Here is a 21,576-nt window from a genome sequence, read left to right as displayed (position 1 = left end):
CTCTATTTTACAACCGTAGCTAATTAAACTTCAGTCAATTTTTTATACTCATCAATAGTATTTACATTTAAAAATAAATCTTCGTTATCAAAGTATATATAGCTTTTATCTATTTTTTCTATAAGAGTTTTAAGCTTCAAATCATTTTTCCCTATACATAAAGATACTTTATTTATTATACTCTTTTTGTATCCAGAACACAATGGTTGTAACTTTCCATTTGTTACTGAAATTACACTTTTATCATCCATTTCATCAGCTATTTTTTCGACTACTTCATTATTTAGATATGGCATATCACATGCAACTGTAACTATATCATACTTTGCATGTTTAAGAGCAGTATATATTCCTCCTATTGGACCAACATTTTTTATTATATCATTATAAACTTTAATGTTATATTTTGAGTATAATTCTTCATTGTTAGATACTATTATTACCTCATCAAAATTTTTAAATACTTCTATTGCAATTTCAATAAAAGGCTTTTCATGTAATTCTAGAAAAGCTTTATCTTTACCCATTCTAGAACTTTTCCCTCCTGCTAAAATTACACCTGTTTTTTCTATACAAATCGCCTCCTTTAAAATACTTTTATTTATATTTGAAAAATGGCGCTATTGCGCCATTTCAACATTGATTGACTACTCAAAAATCTGAATAATTTTTTCTTTAAATGCATTCATAAGTTTTTCTTTTTCTTCTAAATATTCACTATAACACTCATATTCTCTACATATACAATTTATAATTTCACTTGATGTAAAATTGATTTTTTCAAGATTATAGTTATATAAAATTTCAACACTATCAACCTCACTTATGCTATTAAAAATACAATCATATATATCTTCAATTATAAAATTACTATCTTCTTCAAATTGACCTAAAAGTTGTTCTCTATTTTCTTCAAGCAATACATTTTCCTTTATAAACTCTACAAAGTTTTCAAAATCTTCAGTGTTATTACATGGTTCTATTTCAAATAGTATCCTAAAAAATAAATTCCATGGAAACTCTGTATTTAGTCTACTTCTAAAATGATTTCCTAAATCATTACAGAACTTATCATCAAATGTAGGTTCTCTTTCAAACTCTATTTGGTCATTAAAATCTATATCTTTATTTACAATTTCATTTAATCTTGCAAACTCATCAAGCATAAAATTGCCTAAAACTTCATCACTTATATCTTGTTTATTAAAAGAATAACTTAATATAGTTTCACATGGCTTTTTAAAATCCACAACAAAACCTATACTTTTATTCATCTTTTCTGAAAAAGCATCATACACTAATTTTGCAAAGAGTTTTTCAATTTCTTTTTTACTTACTTTCATGTTAAAAGACTTTCCTGAATGAAAGTTTTTATAAATACTCAAAAGCTGATTATCTATCATAGTAAGATTATTCTTTATAGAGTCCATCATATCCTTTATAAATTTATCAGCAAGTAAATATGTGTTATTTTTATAAATTATTTTATGTTCAATCTCACTCCAAAACACATTTACAAGAGATTTAATTTGAAGTTCAAATTTTACTTCTCTATCTAAATATGCAAAAACTCCATCTATCTTATATATTTCAAATCCATTTTTTTGCTTATTAGGTTGTCTTTCAGACAATTTTAATTTAATATTTTTATTTTCTTTATTATAATAGTTTATTTTATCATCTGTTTTATTAAAATATCTTCTTAAAAGCCTATATATCTTATTTTCATCCTCAATAAATCTACACTCAATTCTTAGTCCTATTAAATCAGATACATTATGAATAAGATTACTTGCCTCCCCATATTTTTTTAAATATCTATTTCTAATTATCTTTTCCCTCAAACTTGATTCTGATTTTATTCTAGAGGTTACATTTATATACTCTTGATTTTTTTCGTCCAAGATATTTTCAAAGTACTCTTCTATTTCATCTGATATAGTTTCTAAAGTTGGAGACATTACCCTCAACATTTCTATAGACTCTTCAATAAAATCAAATTCTTTTAATCCCATAAATTTTTACACTCCTATGTTTAATAACTGTTAGCTATTTCAGTTCTTTATATTTAACTACATTCTTATTTTAACATTTTTTCCTATTATAAGTAAGTATTCTCCAAAAACCTTCATATATATTTCAAATTAGAATTAAAATATCAGATAAAATTAAAAGATTTTGTGATAATAAAGTTATAAAAATAGTGGATTTTTTTTCCTAATACGAGTATACTATAGATATAAATATTTAACTAATTAGTTAAATATTTATATCTATAGTAGGGAGGATATTATGGTAAAAGTATTTAAAGCATTAAGTGATGAAACTAGAAGAGAAATTTTAAAATTGCTTAATGAAAGAGATATGAATGCAGGAGAAATAGCAGGTCATTTTAATATGTCTAAACCAGCAATATCTAAACATTTAGATATTTTAAAAGATGCAGAACTTATTAGTTCAGAAAAAATGGGGCAATTTTTGATTTATTCTATTAATTTATCGGTCCTTCAAGAAGTACTTGGAAACTTCTTGGATATTTTTAAAAAGATATAGGAGGCTATTATGGAAAATATAGGTTTAATATTACTTATAGCATTATTAATTATAAACTATGTAAATGCACCAGAAATTTTAGGTTTTTCAAAAGATAACCCTAAAGTTAAAACTGCAAGAAGGTTACAAATGTTATTTTTAATAGTCGCAGTTGGAAGGTTTATCATTCCTTTACTAGGTATAGATGAGATATTTTCTTATGAAATTAACGACAAAGTATCAGTTATAATAAATGCCATTATAATTATGTATTTTGGTAATTTATTACCTAAGCTACAAATTTATAAGAACATAGATACTAAATGTGCTTGGGCCATTGGAGATGAAAAAATATGGAAAAAGGCAAGTAAGATTTTTGCGTATTTATCATTTGTTATATCTATTGGAATGATTATATTGAGTTTTTATTTTGATTCAGATACAGTCACAACAGCATGCCAGTTCATATGGTTTGCAATACCATTATTATATTTATTACTTCATTATAGAAACAAATTTAGAGCTCCTAGTCCTAAATAAATAGTTGTAAATAAAATAAAGCCACCTCTTCTTAAAAAAAGCTATACTTTATTTTAATATTGAAATGAAGTGTTTATAAAATAAATTGCCACCAAGACATTTATGGTGGCAATTTATTAATAATCATATTTTTAGTATTTTATATAATTTCTAAATATATTAAATTAAATTTTCTTCAATTAAAAACCTATATATATACCTATTGTTAAAAAAACTAAAGATACAGCTGTTAAAATCAGTAATATAGGCATTATAAATTTTACCCATTTTGAAAAAGGAATATGAGCTACTGCAAGTGCTCCCATTAGTACTCCAGATGTTGGAGTTATAAAGTTTGTAAGACCTACCCCAAATTGATAAGCAGTTACTATAACTTGAGCTGATATATTAACTAAATCACCAAGAGGAGCAAGGACAGGCACTGTAAGTGAAGCAAGTCCTGAAGATGATGGAATCAAAAATGCCAACGCAGCTTCCAAGAAAAATGATAGATATACAAATATAACCTTTGGAAGTCCACCTAAAAAGCTTGCTGCAGAATTTAATATAGTATCTATTATAAATCCATTTTGAGCAATTATTACAATTCCACGAGCTAAAGCTATTGCAAGGGCAGCTGATGCTAAATCTTTTGCTCCATCTATGAAACTATCGGAAATTTCACTTTGTGACAATCTACCAACTAATCCAGAAAGTACACCTATCGCAGCAAAACACATTGATATCTCTGGAATATACCATCCTTGACTTAAAACACCCCAAATCATTATTGCCATTCCTATTCCAAATATAGCAAGAACAGATACTTCTTTAAAAGTAAACTCTTTTATTTCAGTTGAAGTATGATTAAGTATTGATTTATTATTTTTATCTATCTCATACACTATTGAGCTTTCAGGGTTTTCTTTAACTTTTTTAGCATAATACATAACAAATGCTATACTGATTAATATATATGCTATAAAAATCACTACTCTATATGCTACTCCTGAACCAGGAGCAAGTTGAGCTAGTGCTTGTGCAATACCAACTGAGAATGGATTTATTGTCGATGCAGCCGCTCCTGCCGCTGCTCCTATAAATACAATCGCAATGGCGGTTAGAGAATCATATCCTAAGGATGTCATAAGTGGAACAAATATCATATAAAATGGTAATGTTTCTTCTGCCATCCCAAATGTAGTACCTCCAAGACCAAATAAAATCATTGATATTGGAATTATAAGTAGTTCTTTTCCTTTAAACTTCGATATAACTGATGCTATTCCTGCTTCTATAGCTCCAGTTCTATTTACAATACCAAAAGCACCTCCAACTATTAAAACAAATCCTACAACTTCTGCTGAATCAATAAAACCTTCTATGGGTGCTTTAAAAACATCCGTAAATCCTTGAGGATTACTTTCTACACTTTGATAAGTCCCTGGTACAACAACCATCCTACCTTCTACATCTTCTCTACTAAATTCACCACTTGGTACTATCCAAGTTAATATTGCCATTAATACTATTAGCAAGAATATAATTGTAAAAGTGTGTGGTATAATAAATCGTTTCTTCTTACTGTCAATCATTATAATGTCCTCCATACTTTACTAAATTTTGAATCTATATAGGATACTTTTTAATCTCTCTGACTAAAGTTTTCCCTTTTTACAATTTTTTATTAGCAAAGATACAAAATAAAAAAGCTCTCTTTTAGATTTTAAAAGATAGCTTTTTTTATTTTTATTCAATTTAAATACTTTACTTTCTATTTTACTAATTGAATTTTTTCATTATAATTTGATATTGTTTCTTCAATATTTTTAGATTTCATTATAGTTGACATTACAGCAAAATCATCACAGTATTTTAATGTTTCCTTGACATTAGATGGTAGGATTCCTCCAAGTGCAACGGTCTTAATATCAGTAATTTTCTTAGCTTCCTTCAAAAGTTCAATTCCTTTTGGCAATAAATTTTCTTTACACTTAGTTTCATATATATGTGATAATGTTATGTAATCTATTTTTATATTTAGTTTTCTTATTATTTCTTCTAGACACTTTACTTCTTCTACTTTATGTAATGACAATCCCAGTATCTTATTTTTATTGAAATTATATCTATTTCCCAGTAAATTCAAAAACAATTTAAATGGAAGATGAATACCTTGACAATCTGTCTTTTCAAAAAATTCTATATTGCTATTTATTATAAAGTTTACTTTAAATCCATCATTATTCTCTTTCTTTTTTATACTATTCTTCAAGCTTTCATCCAATATTTTTTCCTGAAAATTAATATACTTAATTTTATTTTTTATCTTTATATATAAATCTTTTAATGCTTCATATTCTAAATCTTTTTCTCTTATTATAATATTTTCTACACCACTCAATATAGATTCTTTAATAACCTCTAAGTATCGTTCCTCGCTACATAAATTTCTATTTGTTATCAAATACATCTAAAATCTTTCCCAATCTTTAAATACATGTTGATAACCAATTGAATTTAGCATTTTCTCTATATCTTCAACAGTACTTTCATCATTTATTTTGAATTGAGCAGTATCATGTTCATCTTGAGAATGCCCTCCTACATCTGTAGATACACCTGCACTTAATTTAGTTACTCCTAAAGGTACTATATGACTTCTCATTTCCAAATTTTCTCTAGTAGATATATTTAAAGCTGCATGAGGGTCAAACAGCCTCATACAAACCATCGCTTGAACTAAATCAGTGTCGCTTATATCTACTAATTCTTCAAAACAACCTTTGAATGGTCTCATTCTTGGTGTTGAATATGAAAGCTCAATATGAGGATATTTTGTTTTTAGATATTTCCCATGCAATATTGTAAAGAAGGTCTCTTTTCTAAAATCATTTAATCCTAAAAGTGCTCCTATTGATAGAGTTCTCATACCTGCCTTTGCTCCTCTTTCAGGAGCATCTAATCTAAATTTATAATTTGATTTTGGCCCTTTTAAATGAACTCTTTTATATATTTTCTCATCATAAGTTTCTTGGTATACAGTTAGACCTTCAACACCTTTGTTTACAATATACTTATATTCATCTATTTCCATTGGATATACTTCAATTCCTATAGATGGAAATTTATCTCTTAATATTTCTATAGCTTCACCTATATATTCTACACTTGAATGAAAACTACTTTCACCAGTTAAAACAAGTAGATGTTTGAAACCCTCTTTTGAAATTTCATTTCCTTCCTCTCTAATTTCATCCATAGTTAGTTTTTTTCTTTTTATTCCACTTTTTATATTGTAACTACAATAAACACATTGATTTACACAGTAATTTGCTATGTACATTGGTGTATATAGGCAGACTGTCTTTCCAAAATATTGAACACTTAATTTATGTGCTTTTTGTGCCATAGCTTCTAAATGTTTTACAGCAGTTTTAGAAAGTAAATTTAATATATCAAAATCCTCAAGTTTGTCTTTTGATAAACTTCTTAAAACATCATTGTCTGTAACATTATTTAAATATCCATCAAAATCAAAATCCCTATATTTTTCTATTACCTCATAAAAACTCATCATCAATCACCACTTTCTATAAATTGCCTAAAAAACCTGTTAAAGGAGAAGATGCATTTGCAAATTCTGATACACTTCCTGTTTTTGCTATATAAGCTTCTCGTCCACCTTCTACAGCTAACTTAAATGCTCTAGCCATTTGCACAGGGTCACCTGCTGAAGCTATAGCAGTATTAACAAGCACTGCATCAGCTCCCATTTCCATAGCTTCCATAGCTTGAGATGGTTTACCAATACCTGCATCAACTATTATTGGTATATCTAATTCATCTATCATTATTTTTATCATTTCTTTCATTTGAAGACCTCTATTTGAACCAATTGGAGCACCAAGAGGCATAACTGCTGCTGCTTTAGCTTCTATAAGTCTTCTTCCAGCATAAAGGTCTGGTGTCATATATGGAAGTACTATAAATCCTTCATCAGCAAGTATTTTTGTAGCTTTTATAGTTTCTTCATTATCAGGAAGTAAGTATCTAGTATCTGATATTACTTCTATTTTTATAAAGTCTCCACAACCCATTTTTCTAGATATTCTAGCTATTCTTACAGCTTCTTCTGCATTAGTAGCTCCTGACGTGTTTGGAAGTATAGTCATTTCTTTTGGAATATATGTTAAGATATTTTCTTGTTTATTATCTAAATCTACTCTTCTAAGTGCCATTGTTATTATTTCGCTTCCACTTTCTTTGATTACTTTAGGCAATATATCATTTGAGCCATATTTACCTGTTCCAACCAATAATCTGCTATTGAATTCATGTCCTCCAAGTACTAATTTATCCATTTTCTTTCCTCCCCATCTTATTTTTTTCAATTTTCAATCTTTTTATTTTCTGATTCACGTATTTATATATCTATAAGTATTTTTGTTGCCAAATTTGCCATATGATTTGCACAAATAGCAACTCTTGGAGCCATAAGTCCCTCTCCAATTTTAGCTTCATTTACAAAATCTCCACATATATAAAATCTATCTCTTATTTTCTTAGTAGTTATTATATTTGAATCATAGTAACCTGCCATACCTGATGATGCTATCAAATATTTATCTTTCAAATTTATTAAGATATAATTACAAACTTGTGCTTTACATGAAGCATCATCAAAAGCTTCAATTATCAAATCTGCCTCTTTAAGTATATCCATATTATATTTATTTAAAAAAATATTTTGCTTTTTTAATTTTATAAATGGATTAATTTTTGTTATATTTTCAACCATAGCATCTGTTTTTAGTTTTCCTATATCATCTATAAAGTATTGCTGTCTATTTAAGTTAGATGGCTCCACAACATCATAATCTATAAGTAGAAGTTCTCCAACTCCAATTCGAGCTAAAGAGATAGCTATATTAGACCCAAGTCCACCTAGTCCCAATATAGCAACTCTTCCTTTTTTTAATTTATTATGCACATTTGGAGTATGTCTAGCTATCAACAAGCTTTCTAACTCATCAAAAGAAGGTTTAACCCCTTTTTGTATAAGTGTTAATTTATCATTTTCAGAAAGTGGAATGTCAGCTTTAATTGGATATCCATTCAACACCAATACATCACATTTATGATTATATTTATCTCTAACTTTATAGGCAGTTGTATTTTTTTCAACATCTGTTAATACTTCATTTACAAATATTTTTATTTTAACCACCTCCAATAAAGCTAATAAGTTCTACAACATCTTCATCCTTTAATATATATGTATTGTAATTGGATTCTTCAATTATTTCTAGATTTATCTCAACTACAACTCTATCGCTCTTCAAATTATATTTATTCAACAAATCTATAACAGTTAAGTTTTCTTTGAATTCAACATTCTTTCCATTAACCTTCACTAAATCACCTCCTCATTTTGACTTTATTCAACTAATGCTCTGCACAAATTATATTAAATTAAGTTCCTCATTGTTTAATATTTTTTTAACTGTTCTCATTGAACACATTTTTCCACACATAGTACAACTATCTTCATGAGTCGGAGTTGACTCATCTCTATATCTTTTAGCTTTTTCAGGGTCTATTGCAAGTCTAAACATTTCACACCAATCTAAATCTGCTCTAGCTTTACTCATTTTGTTATCCCATTCACGAGCTCCTTTAACATTCTTAGCTATATCTCCTGCATGAGCAGCTATTTTAGCAGCTATTATCCCTTCTTTCATATCATCTAAATTAGGTAATCTTAAATGTTCTGCTGGAGTTACATAGCATAAGAAGTCTACTCCTTTAGCACATGCTAATGCTCCTCCTATTGCACTAGTTATATGGTCATAACCTGGGGCTATATCTGTAACCAATGGACCAAGAACATAAAAAGGTGCTCCATGACATAGTCTTTTTTCTAACACTACATTTGCTTCTATTTCATCAATAGCCATATGACCAGGTCCTTCTATCATGACTTGTACATTTCTTTCCCATGCTTTTTTAGTAAGCTCTCCTAATACTACAAGTTCTTGAATCTGAACTCCATCTGTAGAATCTTTTATACAACCAGGTCTACATGCATCCCCCAAACTTAATGTAACATCATACTCTTCACATATATCTAAAATCTTATCAAAATTAGTATAAATAGGATTTTCTTTATTATTTAACTCCATCCAAGCAAATAATAGTGAACCTCCACGAGATACTATATGAGTTAATCTTTCATGATTTTTTATCTTTTGACAAACACTTCTAGTAAGACCAGCATGTATAGTAATAAAATCAACTCCGTCAATAGCATGTTGTCTTATTACATTTAAAAATTCTTCTTCTGTTATATCCTTTAGTTCTTTTTCTAAATACCCTACTGCATCATACATAGGAACCGAACCTATCATTGCAGGTGACATTTCAACAACTTTTTCTCTAAATTCTCTAGTTTTTCCATAGTTACTCAAATCCATTATTGCTTCAGCTTTCATGTCTATTGCCACTTTAACTTTTTCAAGTTCATTTTCTATATTCTTACAATCTCTTGAAATTCCTAAGTTTACATTTATCTTTGTTCTTAAATTTTTACCTACACCTTCTGCACTTAAGGATTTATGATTTTTGTTAGCAGGTATAACAACTTGTCCCTTTGCTATTAATTCTCTTAATTCATTTACATCTACTTGTTCCTTTTGAGAAACGATTTCCATTTCTTTAGTTATTATGCCTTTTCTAGCAGCATCCATTTGCGTTGTATAATTCATATTACATTCCTCCAAGATTAAAGTTATAGTTTTTAACAATAAAAAAAGTGCTTTTCCTTGTTTTGGAAAGCACTCTTATAATCATATATACACTTAGACAAATTTCTCACTATGCAGAATAATTTATCTATTTATATAACAAAATTATATTACAAAGCTTCCCTTCGCAAGCATTATCTTGATCAGGTTATTAGGGTTTGTAAGTTACGGCTTTATCTCTCAGCTAGCCAATTCTAGCGCCCCTAGCTCTAAATTTTTATCATTTTTACAAATTCAGTATAACACAGCAAAAATATTAGTTCAACATAATAATACAAATTTTATATTTTAATCCAGCTAACTTTACTCCAATGATGCACCTTTTTTCGAATTTTCAAGATAAGATTTAAGTATAACAGCCCTTATATTTTCATACTTTATTGAATCTGGAAGTTTTCTTTTTATGTTATTTAAATTTTCATAACCTACTTCTTCACATACTTCTAAAATCATCTTCCTTTCATCTTCACTATAAAAATTTTCTAAATCTAATGTAAATGATATACTTTGCCCATCTTTTAAATAATCATATACATATCCAATAACTGTAGATAGGGAGACTTCTATTTCTTGACTTACACTTTGTATATCCTTACCTTGATTTAACAAATCTAGTGCTATTTCATTGTTTTTTCTGCTTTCTCCATCTAGTATCAATTTTCTTTTTTTCTTTTTCTCCCAAGTAACATCAATACTATTTTCTTTTACATAATGTTTAACTTCATCTAAAATACTAGCCCCATACTTTTCAATTTTTACTTCACCTATACCAGAAATATCCTTTAATTGTTCTTTATCAATAGGATATCTTCCACTTATTTCTTTCAAAGCCTTATTAGTTAAAATCATGTATGGAAGTAATTTTTCTTTTTTAGCATATTCTTCTCTAATATTTATTAGCCTTTCATATAAAGCTTTATCTGTATTAACTTCAAGAAATTCACTATTGACATTCATTAAATCGACATTTTTTTCTTTGTCTTTTTTATCTATATTGTTTTTTTCGACATATTCTTTGATTAGTGTTTCAAAATCTTCACCATATTTTTGATATTTAATTTCTCCTACTCCAGATATATTTAGCATTTCTTCTTTATTGACTGGATAACTACTAGACATAGCTCTAAGTGTTCCATCTCCAAAAACCATATATGGAGCTATTCTTTCTTCACTTGCAATTAAGTGTCTTAATTCTCTTAAAGCACTATATAATTCATCTTCTATTTCTAGAGATTTTGTCATTACAATTTCCTTAAATTCTACCTTTACCTCGCCCTTCAAAACTTTCATAGACATATCATTTAATCTTATAGTTGGGTAACTTCCTCTGTTTCCGCTACCTAAAGTTTCGACTAAATCTAAAAAACCATGAGAAACTAATGTATTTATAAAATTCTTCAAGTCTTCACTTGAATAATCTCTCATAATATTATATGTAGACAAAGTATCTAAACCAAGTTGTAAAATTTTTTTGTTTTTAGACCCTCTAAGTACATCTACAATAGTAGTAACACCATAACTTCTTTTCATTCTAGCTACACATGAAATAACTTTTTGAGCATCTATAGTTTTATCCACTATTTCTCCTTCAACTAAACAATTACTACAGTTATTACAGTTTTCTATATAATTTTCTCCAAAGTAATTTAATATTGTCCTCCTATAGCATGAATTACTATAAACTAAATCAATCATATGCTGAAGTTTTTTATGTTGAAATAATTTTCTTTCAGGATTTTCAACACCAATATCTATTAAATATTTTTGTATATGTACATCTCCTGGAGAAAATAAAAGTATACATTCACTTTTTTCTCCATCCCTACCAGCTCTCCCTATTTCTTGGTAGTAATTTTCTACACTTTGAGGCATATTGTAGTGTATAACCCATCTTATATTGGGCTTATCAATACCCATCCCAAATGCATTTGTTGCTATCATTATATCTATATTATCATTTATAAAATCTTCTTGATTCTTATTTCTTTCATTTTTAGATAAACCTGCATGGTATTTTGATACAGATATATTTCTCTTTGCCAAGCCATTATAAATATTTTCAACTTCTTTTCTAGTAGCTGTATATATAATTCCAGACTCATTTTTATGATTTTGAATATAGTCCAAAATATATTTATTTTTACTAGATGATTTCACTATATTTATTGCTAGATTTTCTCTATCAAACCCTGTTATGTAACAATCTGGACTCTCTAAACACAATAAATTTATTATATCAGCTCTTACCTCTTCTGATGCAGTAGCTGTAAAGGCTGTGACTATAGGTCTTTTAGACAAACTATTGATAAACGTAGAAATCCTTCTATAACTCAGTCTAAAATCATGTCCCCATTGAGATACACAATGTGCTTCATCTATTGCAATTTGACTTATGTCATTATTATTTATTAGTTCAAGAAATTCTTGGGTATCTAATCTTTCTGGAGCAATATAAAGTATTTTATAAGTATTTTTTCTAATATTACTTAATATTTCATTAAATTCTTTGTTTCCCAATGAACTATTTATAAAAGCAGCATTGATTCCCATGGCTTTTAAAGCATCTACTTGGTCTTTCATAAGAGATATAAGTGGTGAAATCACTACTGTCATCCCATCTAATATCAATGCTGGAAGTTGATAACATATAGATTTTCCTCCTCCAGTTGGCATTATAGCTAATACATCTTTTTTATTCAAAATAGAATTTATTATGGACTCTTGGCCTTTTCTAAAACTTGTATATCCATAGTATTTTGATAATATTTCTAAAGGTTTTTTATTCATATATTTCTCTCCCAATTCAAATTAATTAAACTTCTTTTCTGATTATGTTCAAATTTTTATTTTTATATTCACAATCGCATTATTCCAAAGTTTCTAGCTGTTATATATTATATATTAACATATATTTTTAAAAAAATAGTTTGCAAAGTAAAATAATTTATGATACATTCTAAATATAAATTTAATACTTAATCTTCGGGGTAGGGTGAAATTCCCAATCGGCGGTATAGCCCGCGAGCTGAGTTAAAACTTGGTTGATTTGGTTAAATTCCAAAGCCGACAGTAAAGTCTGGATGGAAGAAGATATATGCTAAATAAGTGTTTTTGTAGAGCCGTTTTGCTATACATTTATACAATATTTATTGTAGATTATTCTAAACCCCGAGTTAATTCTCGGGGTTTTTTGTTTGAAAATTATCTAAGTTTAAATAGGAGGTGTAAATATTGTGAAATTTATAAGTCAAAAAGAGAAAGATATTTATTATATGAAAAAAGCTATTGAATTAGCCAAAAATGGAGAAGGTTTTGTAAATCCAAATCCATTAGTGGGATGTGTAATCGTTAAAGATGATGACATAATAGGTAAAGGATATCATGAGAGATTTGGCTCTAATCACGCTGAAATAAATGCTATAAATAGTGCTAATCAAAGTTTAAAAGACACTACCCTTTATGTAAATTTAGAACCCTGTTCTCATTATGGCAAAACACCTCCTTGTGTAGATAAAATTATTCAAAATAAGATTAAGAGAGTCGTAATATCTACATTAGACCCAAATCCAATCGTTTGTGGTAATGGAGTAAAAAAACTAAGAGACAATAACATTGATGTTACTGTAGGTATATTAGAAAAAGAAGCAAAACAATTAAATGAAATATTTTTTTACTATATAAAAACAAAAAAACCTCTTTGTATTGTAAAATCAGCAGTAAGTTTAGATGGCAAGATTGCCACAAAATCGCTAGAATCAAAATGGATATCTAATGAATCATCAAGATATCTAACTCATAAGTATAGAAATAAATATCAAGGTATAATGGTTGGGATAAACACAGTTTTAAATGATAATCCATTGCTAACTTGCAGGCTTAACCAAGAAAATGTATCTCACCCTGTAAGAATAATAATAGACACAAACTTAAAATTGCCAGTTGATAGCAAATTAGTTAAAGATAAAAACAATAAAACTATAGTTTTTACGTGTTGTGAAGATAGTGAAAAATCATTAGTTCTAAGAAAAAATAATATTGAAGTAGTACTTTCTCCTAAAAAAAATAATATGGTAGATTTAGAATTTGTAATGTATAAATTAGGAGAATTAAAAATTGATTCTGTTTTAGTTGAAGGTGGTGCTACACTTAATGACAGTCTATTTAGAAACAATTTAGTTGATAAAGTCAAATTGTTTTTATCACCTAAAATTATAGGTGGAAAAGATGCTCCTACTTTCGTTTCTGGAGATGGAATAGATTACTTATCAGATGCTATACAATTAGAAATTAAGAATGTAACTTTAATAGATGGCGATATTTTGGTAGAGTCTGATGTTTTAAATTAAATTTATAAATATACACGTCTAGGAGGTTAAAATGTTTACTGGCATAGTAGAAGAAGTTGGAATACTTAGAAAAATTACTGCTAATGGCAAAAGTGGAAAAGTCACCATACAATCAAATAAAATACTAGATGGTACAAATCTTGGAGATAGTATTGCTGTAAATGGAGTTTGCTTAACTGTTTCAAGTTTAGGTAAAAATGAATTTACTGCTGATGTCATGATGGAAACAGTCCGTTCCACAAATTTAAGTTCATTAAATCCAAGTGATGAAGTAAATCTTGAAAGAGCTATGAGTCTTTCTTCTAGATTTGGTGGACACCTAGTAACAGGTCATGTTGATAGTAAAGGTACTATTTGTAAATTTGAAAAAGATGAAAATGCAGTTTTAATAAGCATACAACCGTCCAAAGAACTTTTATCAACAATGATACACAAAGGTTCTGTTGCTATTGATGGTGTAAGTCTAACTATAGCTTATTTAGATGATGAGATATTTAAGGTTTCGGTTATACCTCATACTAAATTTAACACTACTCTCTTGACAAAGAATATTGGAGACTTTGTCAATTTAGAAAGTGATGTAATTGGAAAGTATGTTAATAATTTTCTTGTAAAAAACTACAAGGAATTAAATTCTAATAGTAGTAACTATAAATCAAATATAGATAAAGAATTTTTATTTAAAAATGGTTTTTAAAAATAATAAAAGGAGTGAATTACATGTTTAACACTATTAAAGAAGCTATTAATGATATCAAAAATGGAAAAATGGTAATCGTAGTTGATGATGAAAGCAGAGAAAATGAAGGAGATTTATTGATGGCAGCTGAAATGGCTACACCTGAGACAATAAACTTTATGGCTACATATGGTAGGGGCCTTATTTGTCTTCCTGCTACTGAAGAAAAATTTAAAAGTCTAAATATACCTCTTATGGTTAAAGAAAATACAGACACATTTCAAACTGCATTTACTGTCACTATAGATGGAATAGATACTTTAACAGGTATATCTGCATATGAGAGAGCTGAAACTGTCAAACTATTCTGTAATGAAAGTTCCACAAGTAAAGATTTTAAAACACCTGGACATGTATTTCCATTAATAGCAAAAACTGGAGGTGTCCTAGTTAGAGATGGTCACACAGAAGCTTCTGTAGACCTTGCTAGACTTGCAGGATTTAAAGAAATTGGTCTTATCTGCGAAATAATGAAAGATGATGGTACAATGGCAAGAGTTGATGATTTAATGATATTTAAAGAAAAACATAATTTAAAAATAATTACTATAAAAGACTTGATAGAATATCGAAAAAGAAATGAAACCACTATAGAAAAAATTTCTAGTGCTTTTCTTCCAACAAAATATGGAAATTTTGAAATAATAGGATATAAAGATATTTACTCAAATGAAGAACACATTGCCCTTACTTATGGAAATGTAAATGAAGAAAATACACTAGTCAGACTTCATTCTGAATGTTTAACAGGTGATGTATTTCATTCTTTAAAATGTGATTGTGGGCTACAGTTAGAAACTTCTATGAAAAAAATTGTAGAAAATGGAAGTGGTGTTTTAATTTATATGAAACAGGAAGGCAGAGGTATTGGGCTTTTAAATAAAATTAAAGCTTATAAACTTCAAGAAGAAGGTTATGATACTGTTGAAGCGAATTTAATGCTTGGATTTGAAGAAGATATGAGAGATTTTTATATCGCTGCTCAGATATTAAAAAATTTACATATAAAAAGTATAAACCTTTTAAGTAATAATCCTGACAAAATAAATCAATTAGAAAAATATGGAATAAAAATTGAACATAGAGTTCCTATTAATGAAGAAATTAATGATTTTAATAAATTATATCTGAAAACTAAGAAGGATAAAATGGGACATCTATTAGATATTATATAGCTAATGGTATTTAATTTTTATTCTACTAAGTAATTTTTATTACAATAATATGCATATATACTAAAAATATAGATTTATAACCTAAATAAAATTGGAGGAAATAAAAATGATATATGAAGGAAAACTTATTGGAAAAGATTTAAAAATAGGTATAATAAACTCTCGTTTTAATGAATTTATAACATCAAAACTTTTATCTGGTGCTCAAGATTGCCTTTTAAGACACGATGTTACTCAGGAAAATATAGAAGTGGTTTGGGTACCTGGAGCTTTTGAGATTCCTCTCGTTGCTCAAAAAATGTCTAAGAGTGGTAAGTATGATGCTATAATATGTTTAGGATGTGTTATAAGAGGTGCTACTTCTCATTATGATTATGTATGTAGCGAAGTATCTAAAGGCATTGCAAAAGTATCTTTGGATAATGAATTACCTGTTATATTTGGAATAGTAACAACAGAAAATATTGAACAAGCTATTGAAAGAGCTGGCACAAAAGCTGGAAATAAAGGATATGATTGTGCTATGAATGCACTAGAAATGGCAAACCTATTTAAGGTTCTAGATTAAATACCTTTATTGATTAAATAGTGGAAATTAAAATAGAGACTATAAAATACTATTAAGTACCAATATGGCAAAGCATACTTGTCTTTTGGTACTTAATAATTTTAAAGATAATTATCTATTTGAACAACCTTACCCATATCTTCATATTCATTAGAAATACCAACACTATTCACGTATATTTTGAAATTAGAATATATACAATCATTATGTAAATTTTTAAGGACACAAGATAGATTTTTAGTGTTAAATTCCCTGTAATCTAGGAAATATAAGTTAATAATAAAAAATACTTTTAAAAGCTTAAAATAACTACAAATATAAATCTAAATATAAAATACCATAAATTTGTACATATTACTATCAAAGCTATCGTTTTTATTTATAGCATATATTAATGTTATATTAATTATCTATTTTATTATTTTCTCGATTAATTATACAATATAATTAAGTAAGCAATAATAAACTATAAATGAACACCATAATTTAATGGTTGTTTATTGAATATTTATGGGGGACTGAATTATGAAAACAAGTTCAATACAAGATTTAACACTAGAAAAACGTAATCTTATAAAAAAATATTCTCTTACTTTGAATGAAGATTTAATTTGGGAATTTAAACACGATAAATACCACACTGTAAAATACTTCACACACAAGTTTGCAGTTAAAGAATCTATATTTGCTCTTTTATTCAATATACACAGATTATGTTATGCTAAAATAAAATACTTTGAATCAAATTTTTCAAAATATGAACCTTATAAATACAACTATCAAGAAGGATTTGTTAAATGTGAAATATATGATATGAGTTTTATGTTGCATAAATATAGCAACATGATGATAGACTTAAGAAATTTACAAGAAATCAAAAATATAGAAGAGTTTAGATTATTTTGTGATTACTTAGAAAGCTTTGAAGATAACTTACAAGATTTAATTGTGTAGTATTTAAAAAGAGAGGTTTTAATATATTATTTATGATAACTAAATTATATTAAAATACTAAAAACTCTTAATAAAATATAATATACTTGATATAAAAAAATATTACTGGAATTAAAAATTCCAGTAATATAAGTTAACTAAAATACTATATTCACATAAATTAAATACATTCTAATCTATCAAAATTACTCTATAATTTTTATACTACTTTTTATCCTAAACGTTCATCAGATAATTCAGCGTGCCACTCTGATACATTTTCTAGTCCTTCTATTTCATCTGCAATAAATACAGGGTCTTTTATTCCAGATTTTTTTTGGCTTGTATAGTCTTTTAAAGCAATAAATGCGTACTTACCTAAAAGAGTTATTGCTATTAAGTTTATTATAGCCATCAGTGCCATAAATAAATCTGCTAAATTCCAGACTACTTCTACTTGAGTAAGAGAACCAAATAAAACCATACCTACAACGAAAACTCTAAATACATTAAGTTTAATTTTACTTCCACTCATAAACTCCATATTTGATTCTCCATAGTAATAATTTCCTACTATAGAACTAAATGCAAATAAGAATATACAAACTGCTATAAAAATATTTCCTATTGGACCTATATGGTGAGTTAAAGCTTCTTGAGCTAATTCAATTCCTGTTGCTCCACTACTAGCATAATCTGAATATAATAATACCATGAATGCTGTACAACTACATATAATTATAGTATCTGTAAAAACACCTAGAGATTGGATTAAACCTTGTTTTACAGGGTGAGTTACATGTGCTGTTGCAGCAGCATTAGGTGCACTACCCATTCCTGCTTCATTAGAAAATAAACCTCTTTTTACTCCAGTCATTACAACTCCCATAAATGTACCAATTGCCATTCCTCTAAAATCAAATGCGCTTTCTACTATTAATGATATAACTCCTGGTATTTCTGTTATATTCATTACAACTATAGCTAAAGCAACTAATATGTATAATCCTGCAAATACAGGAACTATTATTTCTGAAACTTTTGCTATTCTATGAACACCACCAAAAATAACTATTGCTGTTAAAATTCCAAGACCTATTCCCATAGCCATTTTACTTATACCAAATGCATTATTAAATGCCAATGAAACAGTATTTGCTTGAACTGCATTGAATACAAATCCATAACAGATAGTTATAAGTATTGAAAATAAAACACCCATCCATCTTTTATTTAAACCTTGTTCCATATAATAAGCTGGTCCACCTCTAAAAGCTGGTCCATTCTTAACTTTATAAATTTGAGCCAATGTACTCTCCACAAAACTTGAAGCAGAACCAATTAAAGCTATAAGCCACATCCAAAATACAGCACCAGGACCTCCTGCTACTACTGCAATTGCTATCCCTGCTATATTTCCAGTACCAACTCTTGAAGATGTACTTATACAAAAGGCTTGAAATGAAGATATTTTTCCTTCTTTTTTTGCATTTTTATTTGCTGCACCATCACCTAAAAGCCTAAACATTTCTATAAAATATCTGAATTGTACAAAATTTGTTTTAATAGTAAAGTAAATACCAATTACAACTAACATTATAATTAGAATATAAGACCATAAGTAATTGTTTACAAATACTACTGCATTGTTAATGCCTGTTAAAATACCATTTAAAAAATCCATTTTATTAATTACCCCCTGTTAATATTGTTTTCTCAATAAATCTTAAAATCAAAAAAATGCATAATTCCTTGTGAAAAATTCATTAATTTAATTATAATATTTATAAAATTAAATTACAAGGTTTAAAATGAATAATTTCTTTAATAAATTGCAGTTTTATCTTTGAATTCAACTTTATTTTATTAATTTTATAACTTAGATGTAATTAATACTTTATATTGCTTATCAAATACAATAAATTATACTTTTGAAGTATATTTTTTCGTTTGTCGTTTAATATTATAAGTAATGATATGATTTTAAAATTTATTTAAATAACAAAAATTTTCTCTAAATTCTGTTAATTTTTTAAAAACTTTGTTAAATAATATACTTTTATACATCCATTGAAAAAACTAGAAAAAAGTAATACTATATATAGTACTAGCATTAGACACAAAAGAATACAAATGGAGGTACTTATATTATGGAATTTCAACAAATAATAGCTATATGTATATTTTTAATAGTTATGGCAGCTATTATTACAGAAAAGGTAAACAGATCTGTAGCAGCGGTTGGTGGTGCACTATTAATGATAATATTCAATATACTTACACTTGATGAAGGATTAAGCCATATAGACTTCAATACTATTGGAGTATTGGTTGGTATGATGCTATTTGTTGCTGTTGTTAAAAACTCAGGACTATTTGAATATATAGCTATTTGGACTGCAAAAAAAGCTAAAGGTGATCCATGGAGAATAATGATTTGTTTTGCTATTATAACAGCTATTTTATCTGCTGTATTAGATAATGTTACTACTGTTTTACTTATAGGTCCAATGACTATAGTTATTACACAAATTCTAGGACTTAATCCAGTTCCATTTTTAATAACACAAATTTTAGCTTCAAATATCGGAGGTACATCTACTCTTATAGGTGACCCTCCAAATATTATGATTGGTAGTGCTGCCAATCTTAGTTTCATGGATTTTGTAATAAATTTAGGACCTGCTGTTATAGTAATACTTATTATAACAATAATATGTTTTAAATTTATTTATGGAAAAGAACTTGTTGTAGATGATAAAGCCAAAGAAGTAATATTAAAGCTTGATGAAAAAAAATCTATTAAAGATAAACCCTTACTTATAAAAAGTCTTCTTTTAATAGCATTTATACTCTTTGGTTTTATGTTTCATAGCACAATCCATATAGATTCTTCTGTTGTAGCATTAACTGGTGCATCTATAATGCTTCTTATAGGAAAACAAGATGTAGATGAAATTATGGCAGGTATTGAATGGTCTACAATCTTATTCTTTATGGGATTATTTGTAGTAGTTGGTGGATTAGTAGAAGTGGGTATAATAAATAAATTAGCTCAAGCATTGATTGGACTTACAGAGGGCCATATTGTATTTACAATGTTATTAATATTATGGTTATCAGCAATAGTTTCTTCATTCTTAGATAATATTCCGTTTGTTGCAACATTAATTCCACTTATTTTGACTATGCAAGCTGAAGGAATTGATGTAATGCCACTATGGTGGGCAACATCCCTTGGAGCTTGTCTTGGAGGTAATGGGACACTTATTGGAGCCTCTGCCAATGTTGTACTAGCAGGTATAGGCAATAAGCATGGTCATCCTATATCTTTTAAAGAGTATTTTAAGATAGGTTTTCCACTTATGATTATATCTATTATTATATCTACTGTTTATTTAATTATAAAATTTTAGAAAATATAGTATAATAGTATTAAAGGGGATGTGTATATATGAATATTAATACTGTTCAAGGAGATTCAATTGAAGTTCTTTTAAGACAACTTGGAGCTACAAAAATATCAAAAGTAAGTAGTACATTATATTTTATTAAGTTTGATTTAGGAGACAACTGGGAAATATCTTATACTTATAATATTAATGCTAAAGATCAATATTTTTTACAAAGAATTGAACCATATCCTATTGGTAGAGGTCTATTTAATGATGAATATGAAATAATATCATTTATATCAAAGGATTTAAACAAATTTCTAAATGCTAAAAATAGTAGTAACTTTAAAACTTTTGTTGAAGTTACTAGAAAAGTCAATTCTATTATTGATAATGTAGAAGAGTTATTTTTAAACTATAATGTAGATGGAGATGATTTAAAAACACTCAATAAAGAACTTAACGATATATTAAATGATATTAACTATATAGAAAAGCATACAAAGAAAATCTAAAGTAAGATACTTATAAATTTAAGGTTATATATAAAAACTTTGTACAAC

20 protein-coding genes and 2 riboswitches are annotated in these 21,576 nt (G+C 27.6%); of the genes, 9 read left to right on the top strand and 11 right to left on the bottom strand.

Going from position 1 to position 21,576, the window contains the following annotated elements; genetic code table 11:
* Positions 1–23: 23 nt before the first annotated feature.
* A complete protein-coding gene (locus IC219_RS01420; RefSeq protein WP_413927596.1) occupies positions 24–572 on the bottom strand; it encodes a molybdenum cofactor guanylyltransferase in 549 nt (182 codons plus the stop codon).
* Between the two features lie 75 nt (positions 573–647).
* On the bottom strand, positions 648–2,015 hold the full coding sequence (locus IC219_RS01415; protein ID WP_227433204.1) for a GTP pyrophosphokinase family protein: 1,368 nt from the start codon (positions 2,013–2,015) through the stop codon (positions 648–650).
* Between the two features lie 277 nt (positions 2,016–2,292).
* On the opposite strand from IC219_RS01415, the gene IC219_RS01410 reads away from it, so the two are divergent.
* Positions 2,293–2,553: an autorepressor SdpR family transcription factor gene (locus IC219_RS01410; RefSeq protein ID WP_227433203.1), complete on the top strand. Its 261-nt coding sequence runs from the start codon at positions 2,293–2,295 to the stop codon at positions 2,551–2,553.
* Between the two features lie 9 nt (positions 2,554–2,562).
* Positions 2,563–3,072: an SdpI family protein gene (locus tag IC219_RS01405; protein WP_227433202.1), complete on the top strand. Its 510-nt coding sequence runs from the start codon at positions 2,563–2,565 to the stop codon at positions 3,070–3,072.
* A 179-nt stretch (positions 3,073–3,251) separates the two neighbouring features.
* On the opposite strand, the gene IC219_RS01400 is transcribed toward IC219_RS01405, so the two are convergent.
* The 8 genes from IC219_RS01400 to recQ form a co-directional block, all read right to left on the bottom strand.
* A complete protein-coding gene (locus IC219_RS01400; RefSeq protein ID WP_227433201.1) occupies positions 3,252–4,646 on the bottom strand; it encodes a YfcC family protein in 1,395 nt (464 codons plus the stop codon).
* A gap of 179 nt (positions 4,647–4,825) precedes the next feature.
* Positions 4,826–5,524, bottom strand: coding sequence for a thiamine phosphate synthase (locus IC219_RS01395; protein WP_227433200.1), 699 nt, complete (start codon positions 5,522–5,524; stop codon positions 4,826–4,828).
* Positions 5,525–6,628, bottom strand: a complete 1,104-nt coding sequence (gene thiH, locus IC219_RS01390) for a 2-iminoacetate synthase ThiH (protein ID WP_227433199.1) — start codon at positions 6,626–6,628, stop codon at positions 5,525–5,527. It abuts the gene before it with no gap.
* Positions 6,629–6,644: 16 nt separating this feature from the next.
* Entirely contained in the window at positions 6,645–7,415 is a 771-nt protein-coding gene (locus IC219_RS01385) for a thiazole synthase (protein ID WP_227433198.1), read from the bottom strand.
* 62 nt (positions 7,416–7,477) lie between these two features.
* Positions 7,478–8,281, bottom strand: a complete 804-nt coding sequence (gene thiF / locus IC219_RS01380) for a thiamine biosynthesis protein ThiF (RefSeq protein ID WP_227483242.1) — start codon at positions 8,279–8,281, stop codon at positions 7,478–7,480.
* Positions 8,274–8,468: a sulfur carrier protein ThiS gene (thiS, locus tag IC219_RS01375; RefSeq protein WP_227433196.1), complete on the bottom strand. Its 195-nt coding sequence runs from the start codon at positions 8,466–8,468 to the stop codon at positions 8,274–8,276. Before thiS ends, thiF begins: the two co-directional genes overlap by 8 nt.
* Before the next feature lie 48 nt (positions 8,469–8,516).
* A complete protein-coding gene (thiC, locus tag IC219_RS01370) occupies positions 8,517–9,818 on the bottom strand; it encodes a phosphomethylpyrimidine synthase ThiC (RefSeq protein ID WP_227831067.1) in 1,302 nt (433 codons plus the stop codon).
* 142 nt (positions 9,819–9,960) lie between these two features.
* A riboswitch (TPP riboswitch) is annotated at positions 9,961–10,072 on the bottom strand.
* A gap of 88 nt (positions 10,073–10,160) precedes the next feature.
* Complete coding sequence (recQ, locus tag IC219_RS01365) at positions 10,161–12,644, bottom strand: DNA helicase RecQ (RefSeq protein ID WP_227483243.1); 2,484 nt, start codon at positions 12,642–12,644, stop codon at positions 10,161–10,163.
* 187 nt (positions 12,645–12,831) lie between these two features.
* A riboswitch (FMN riboswitch) is annotated at positions 12,832–12,953 on the top strand.
* A 137-nt stretch (positions 12,954–13,090) separates the two neighbouring features.
* On the opposite strand from recQ, the gene ribD reads away from it, so the two are divergent.
* The 5 genes from ribD to IC219_RS01340 all read left to right on the top strand — a co-directional run bounded on the left by ribD (position 13,091) and on the right by IC219_RS01340 (position 17,639).
* Positions 13,091–14,203: a bifunctional diaminohydroxyphosphoribosylaminopyrimidine deaminase/5-amino-6-(5-phosphoribosylamino)uracil reductase RibD gene (ribD, locus tag IC219_RS01360; RefSeq protein WP_227433193.1), complete on the top strand. Its 1,113-nt coding sequence runs from the start codon at positions 13,091–13,093 to the stop codon at positions 14,201–14,203.
* Positions 14,204–14,234: 31 nt separating this feature from the next.
* On the top strand, positions 14,235–14,900 hold the full coding sequence (locus IC219_RS01355; protein ID WP_227483245.1) for a riboflavin synthase: 666 nt from the start codon (positions 14,235–14,237) through the stop codon (positions 14,898–14,900).
* A gap of 23 nt (positions 14,901–14,923) precedes the next feature.
* Positions 14,924–16,117, top strand: a complete 1,194-nt coding sequence (locus tag IC219_RS01350; protein ID WP_227433191.1) for a bifunctional 3,4-dihydroxy-2-butanone-4-phosphate synthase/GTP cyclohydrolase II — start codon at positions 14,924–14,926, stop codon at positions 16,115–16,117.
* A 106-nt stretch (positions 16,118–16,223) separates the two neighbouring features.
* Entirely contained in the window at positions 16,224–16,685 is a 462-nt protein-coding gene (ribE, locus tag IC219_RS01345) for a 6,7-dimethyl-8-ribityllumazine synthase (RefSeq protein WP_227433190.1), read from the top strand.
* Between the two features lie 525 nt (positions 16,686–17,210).
* Complete coding sequence (locus IC219_RS01340; RefSeq protein WP_227433189.1) at positions 17,211–17,639, top strand: hypothetical protein; 429 nt, start codon at positions 17,211–17,213, stop codon at positions 17,637–17,639.
* Positions 17,640–17,850: 211 nt separating this feature from the next.
* Here IC219_RS01340 and IC219_RS01335 read toward each other — a convergent pair whose 3' ends face one another.
* Positions 17,851–19,302: an alanine/glycine:cation symporter family protein gene (locus tag IC219_RS01335; RefSeq protein WP_227823814.1), complete on the bottom strand. Its 1,452-nt coding sequence runs from the start codon at positions 19,300–19,302 to the stop codon at positions 17,851–17,853.
* Positions 19,303–19,768: 466 nt separating this feature from the next.
* Between IC219_RS01335 and IC219_RS01330 the strand changes: the two genes are divergently transcribed.
* Both IC219_RS01330 and IC219_RS01325 read left to right on the top strand, forming a co-directional pair.
* Positions 19,769–21,034 carry an ArsB/NhaD family transporter gene (locus IC219_RS01330; protein ID WP_227433187.1) on the top strand — a complete coding sequence of 422 codons (1,266 nt, stop codon included), beginning with the start codon at positions 19,769–19,771 and terminating at the stop codon, positions 21,032–21,034.
* 38 nt (positions 21,035–21,072) lie between these two features.
* Positions 21,073–21,528, top strand: a complete 456-nt coding sequence (locus tag IC219_RS01325) for a hypothetical protein (RefSeq protein WP_227433186.1) — start codon at positions 21,073–21,075, stop codon at positions 21,526–21,528.
* Positions 21,529–21,576 lie beyond the last annotated feature (48 nt).

Origin of the sequence: Clostridioides sp. ES-W-0018-02 (assembly GCF_020658175.1) — a bacterium.
Taxonomy (GTDB): Bacteria; Bacillota; Clostridia; order Peptostreptococcales; family Peptostreptococcaceae; genus Clostridioides.
This window is presented reverse-complemented; position numbering and strand designations above follow the sequence as displayed.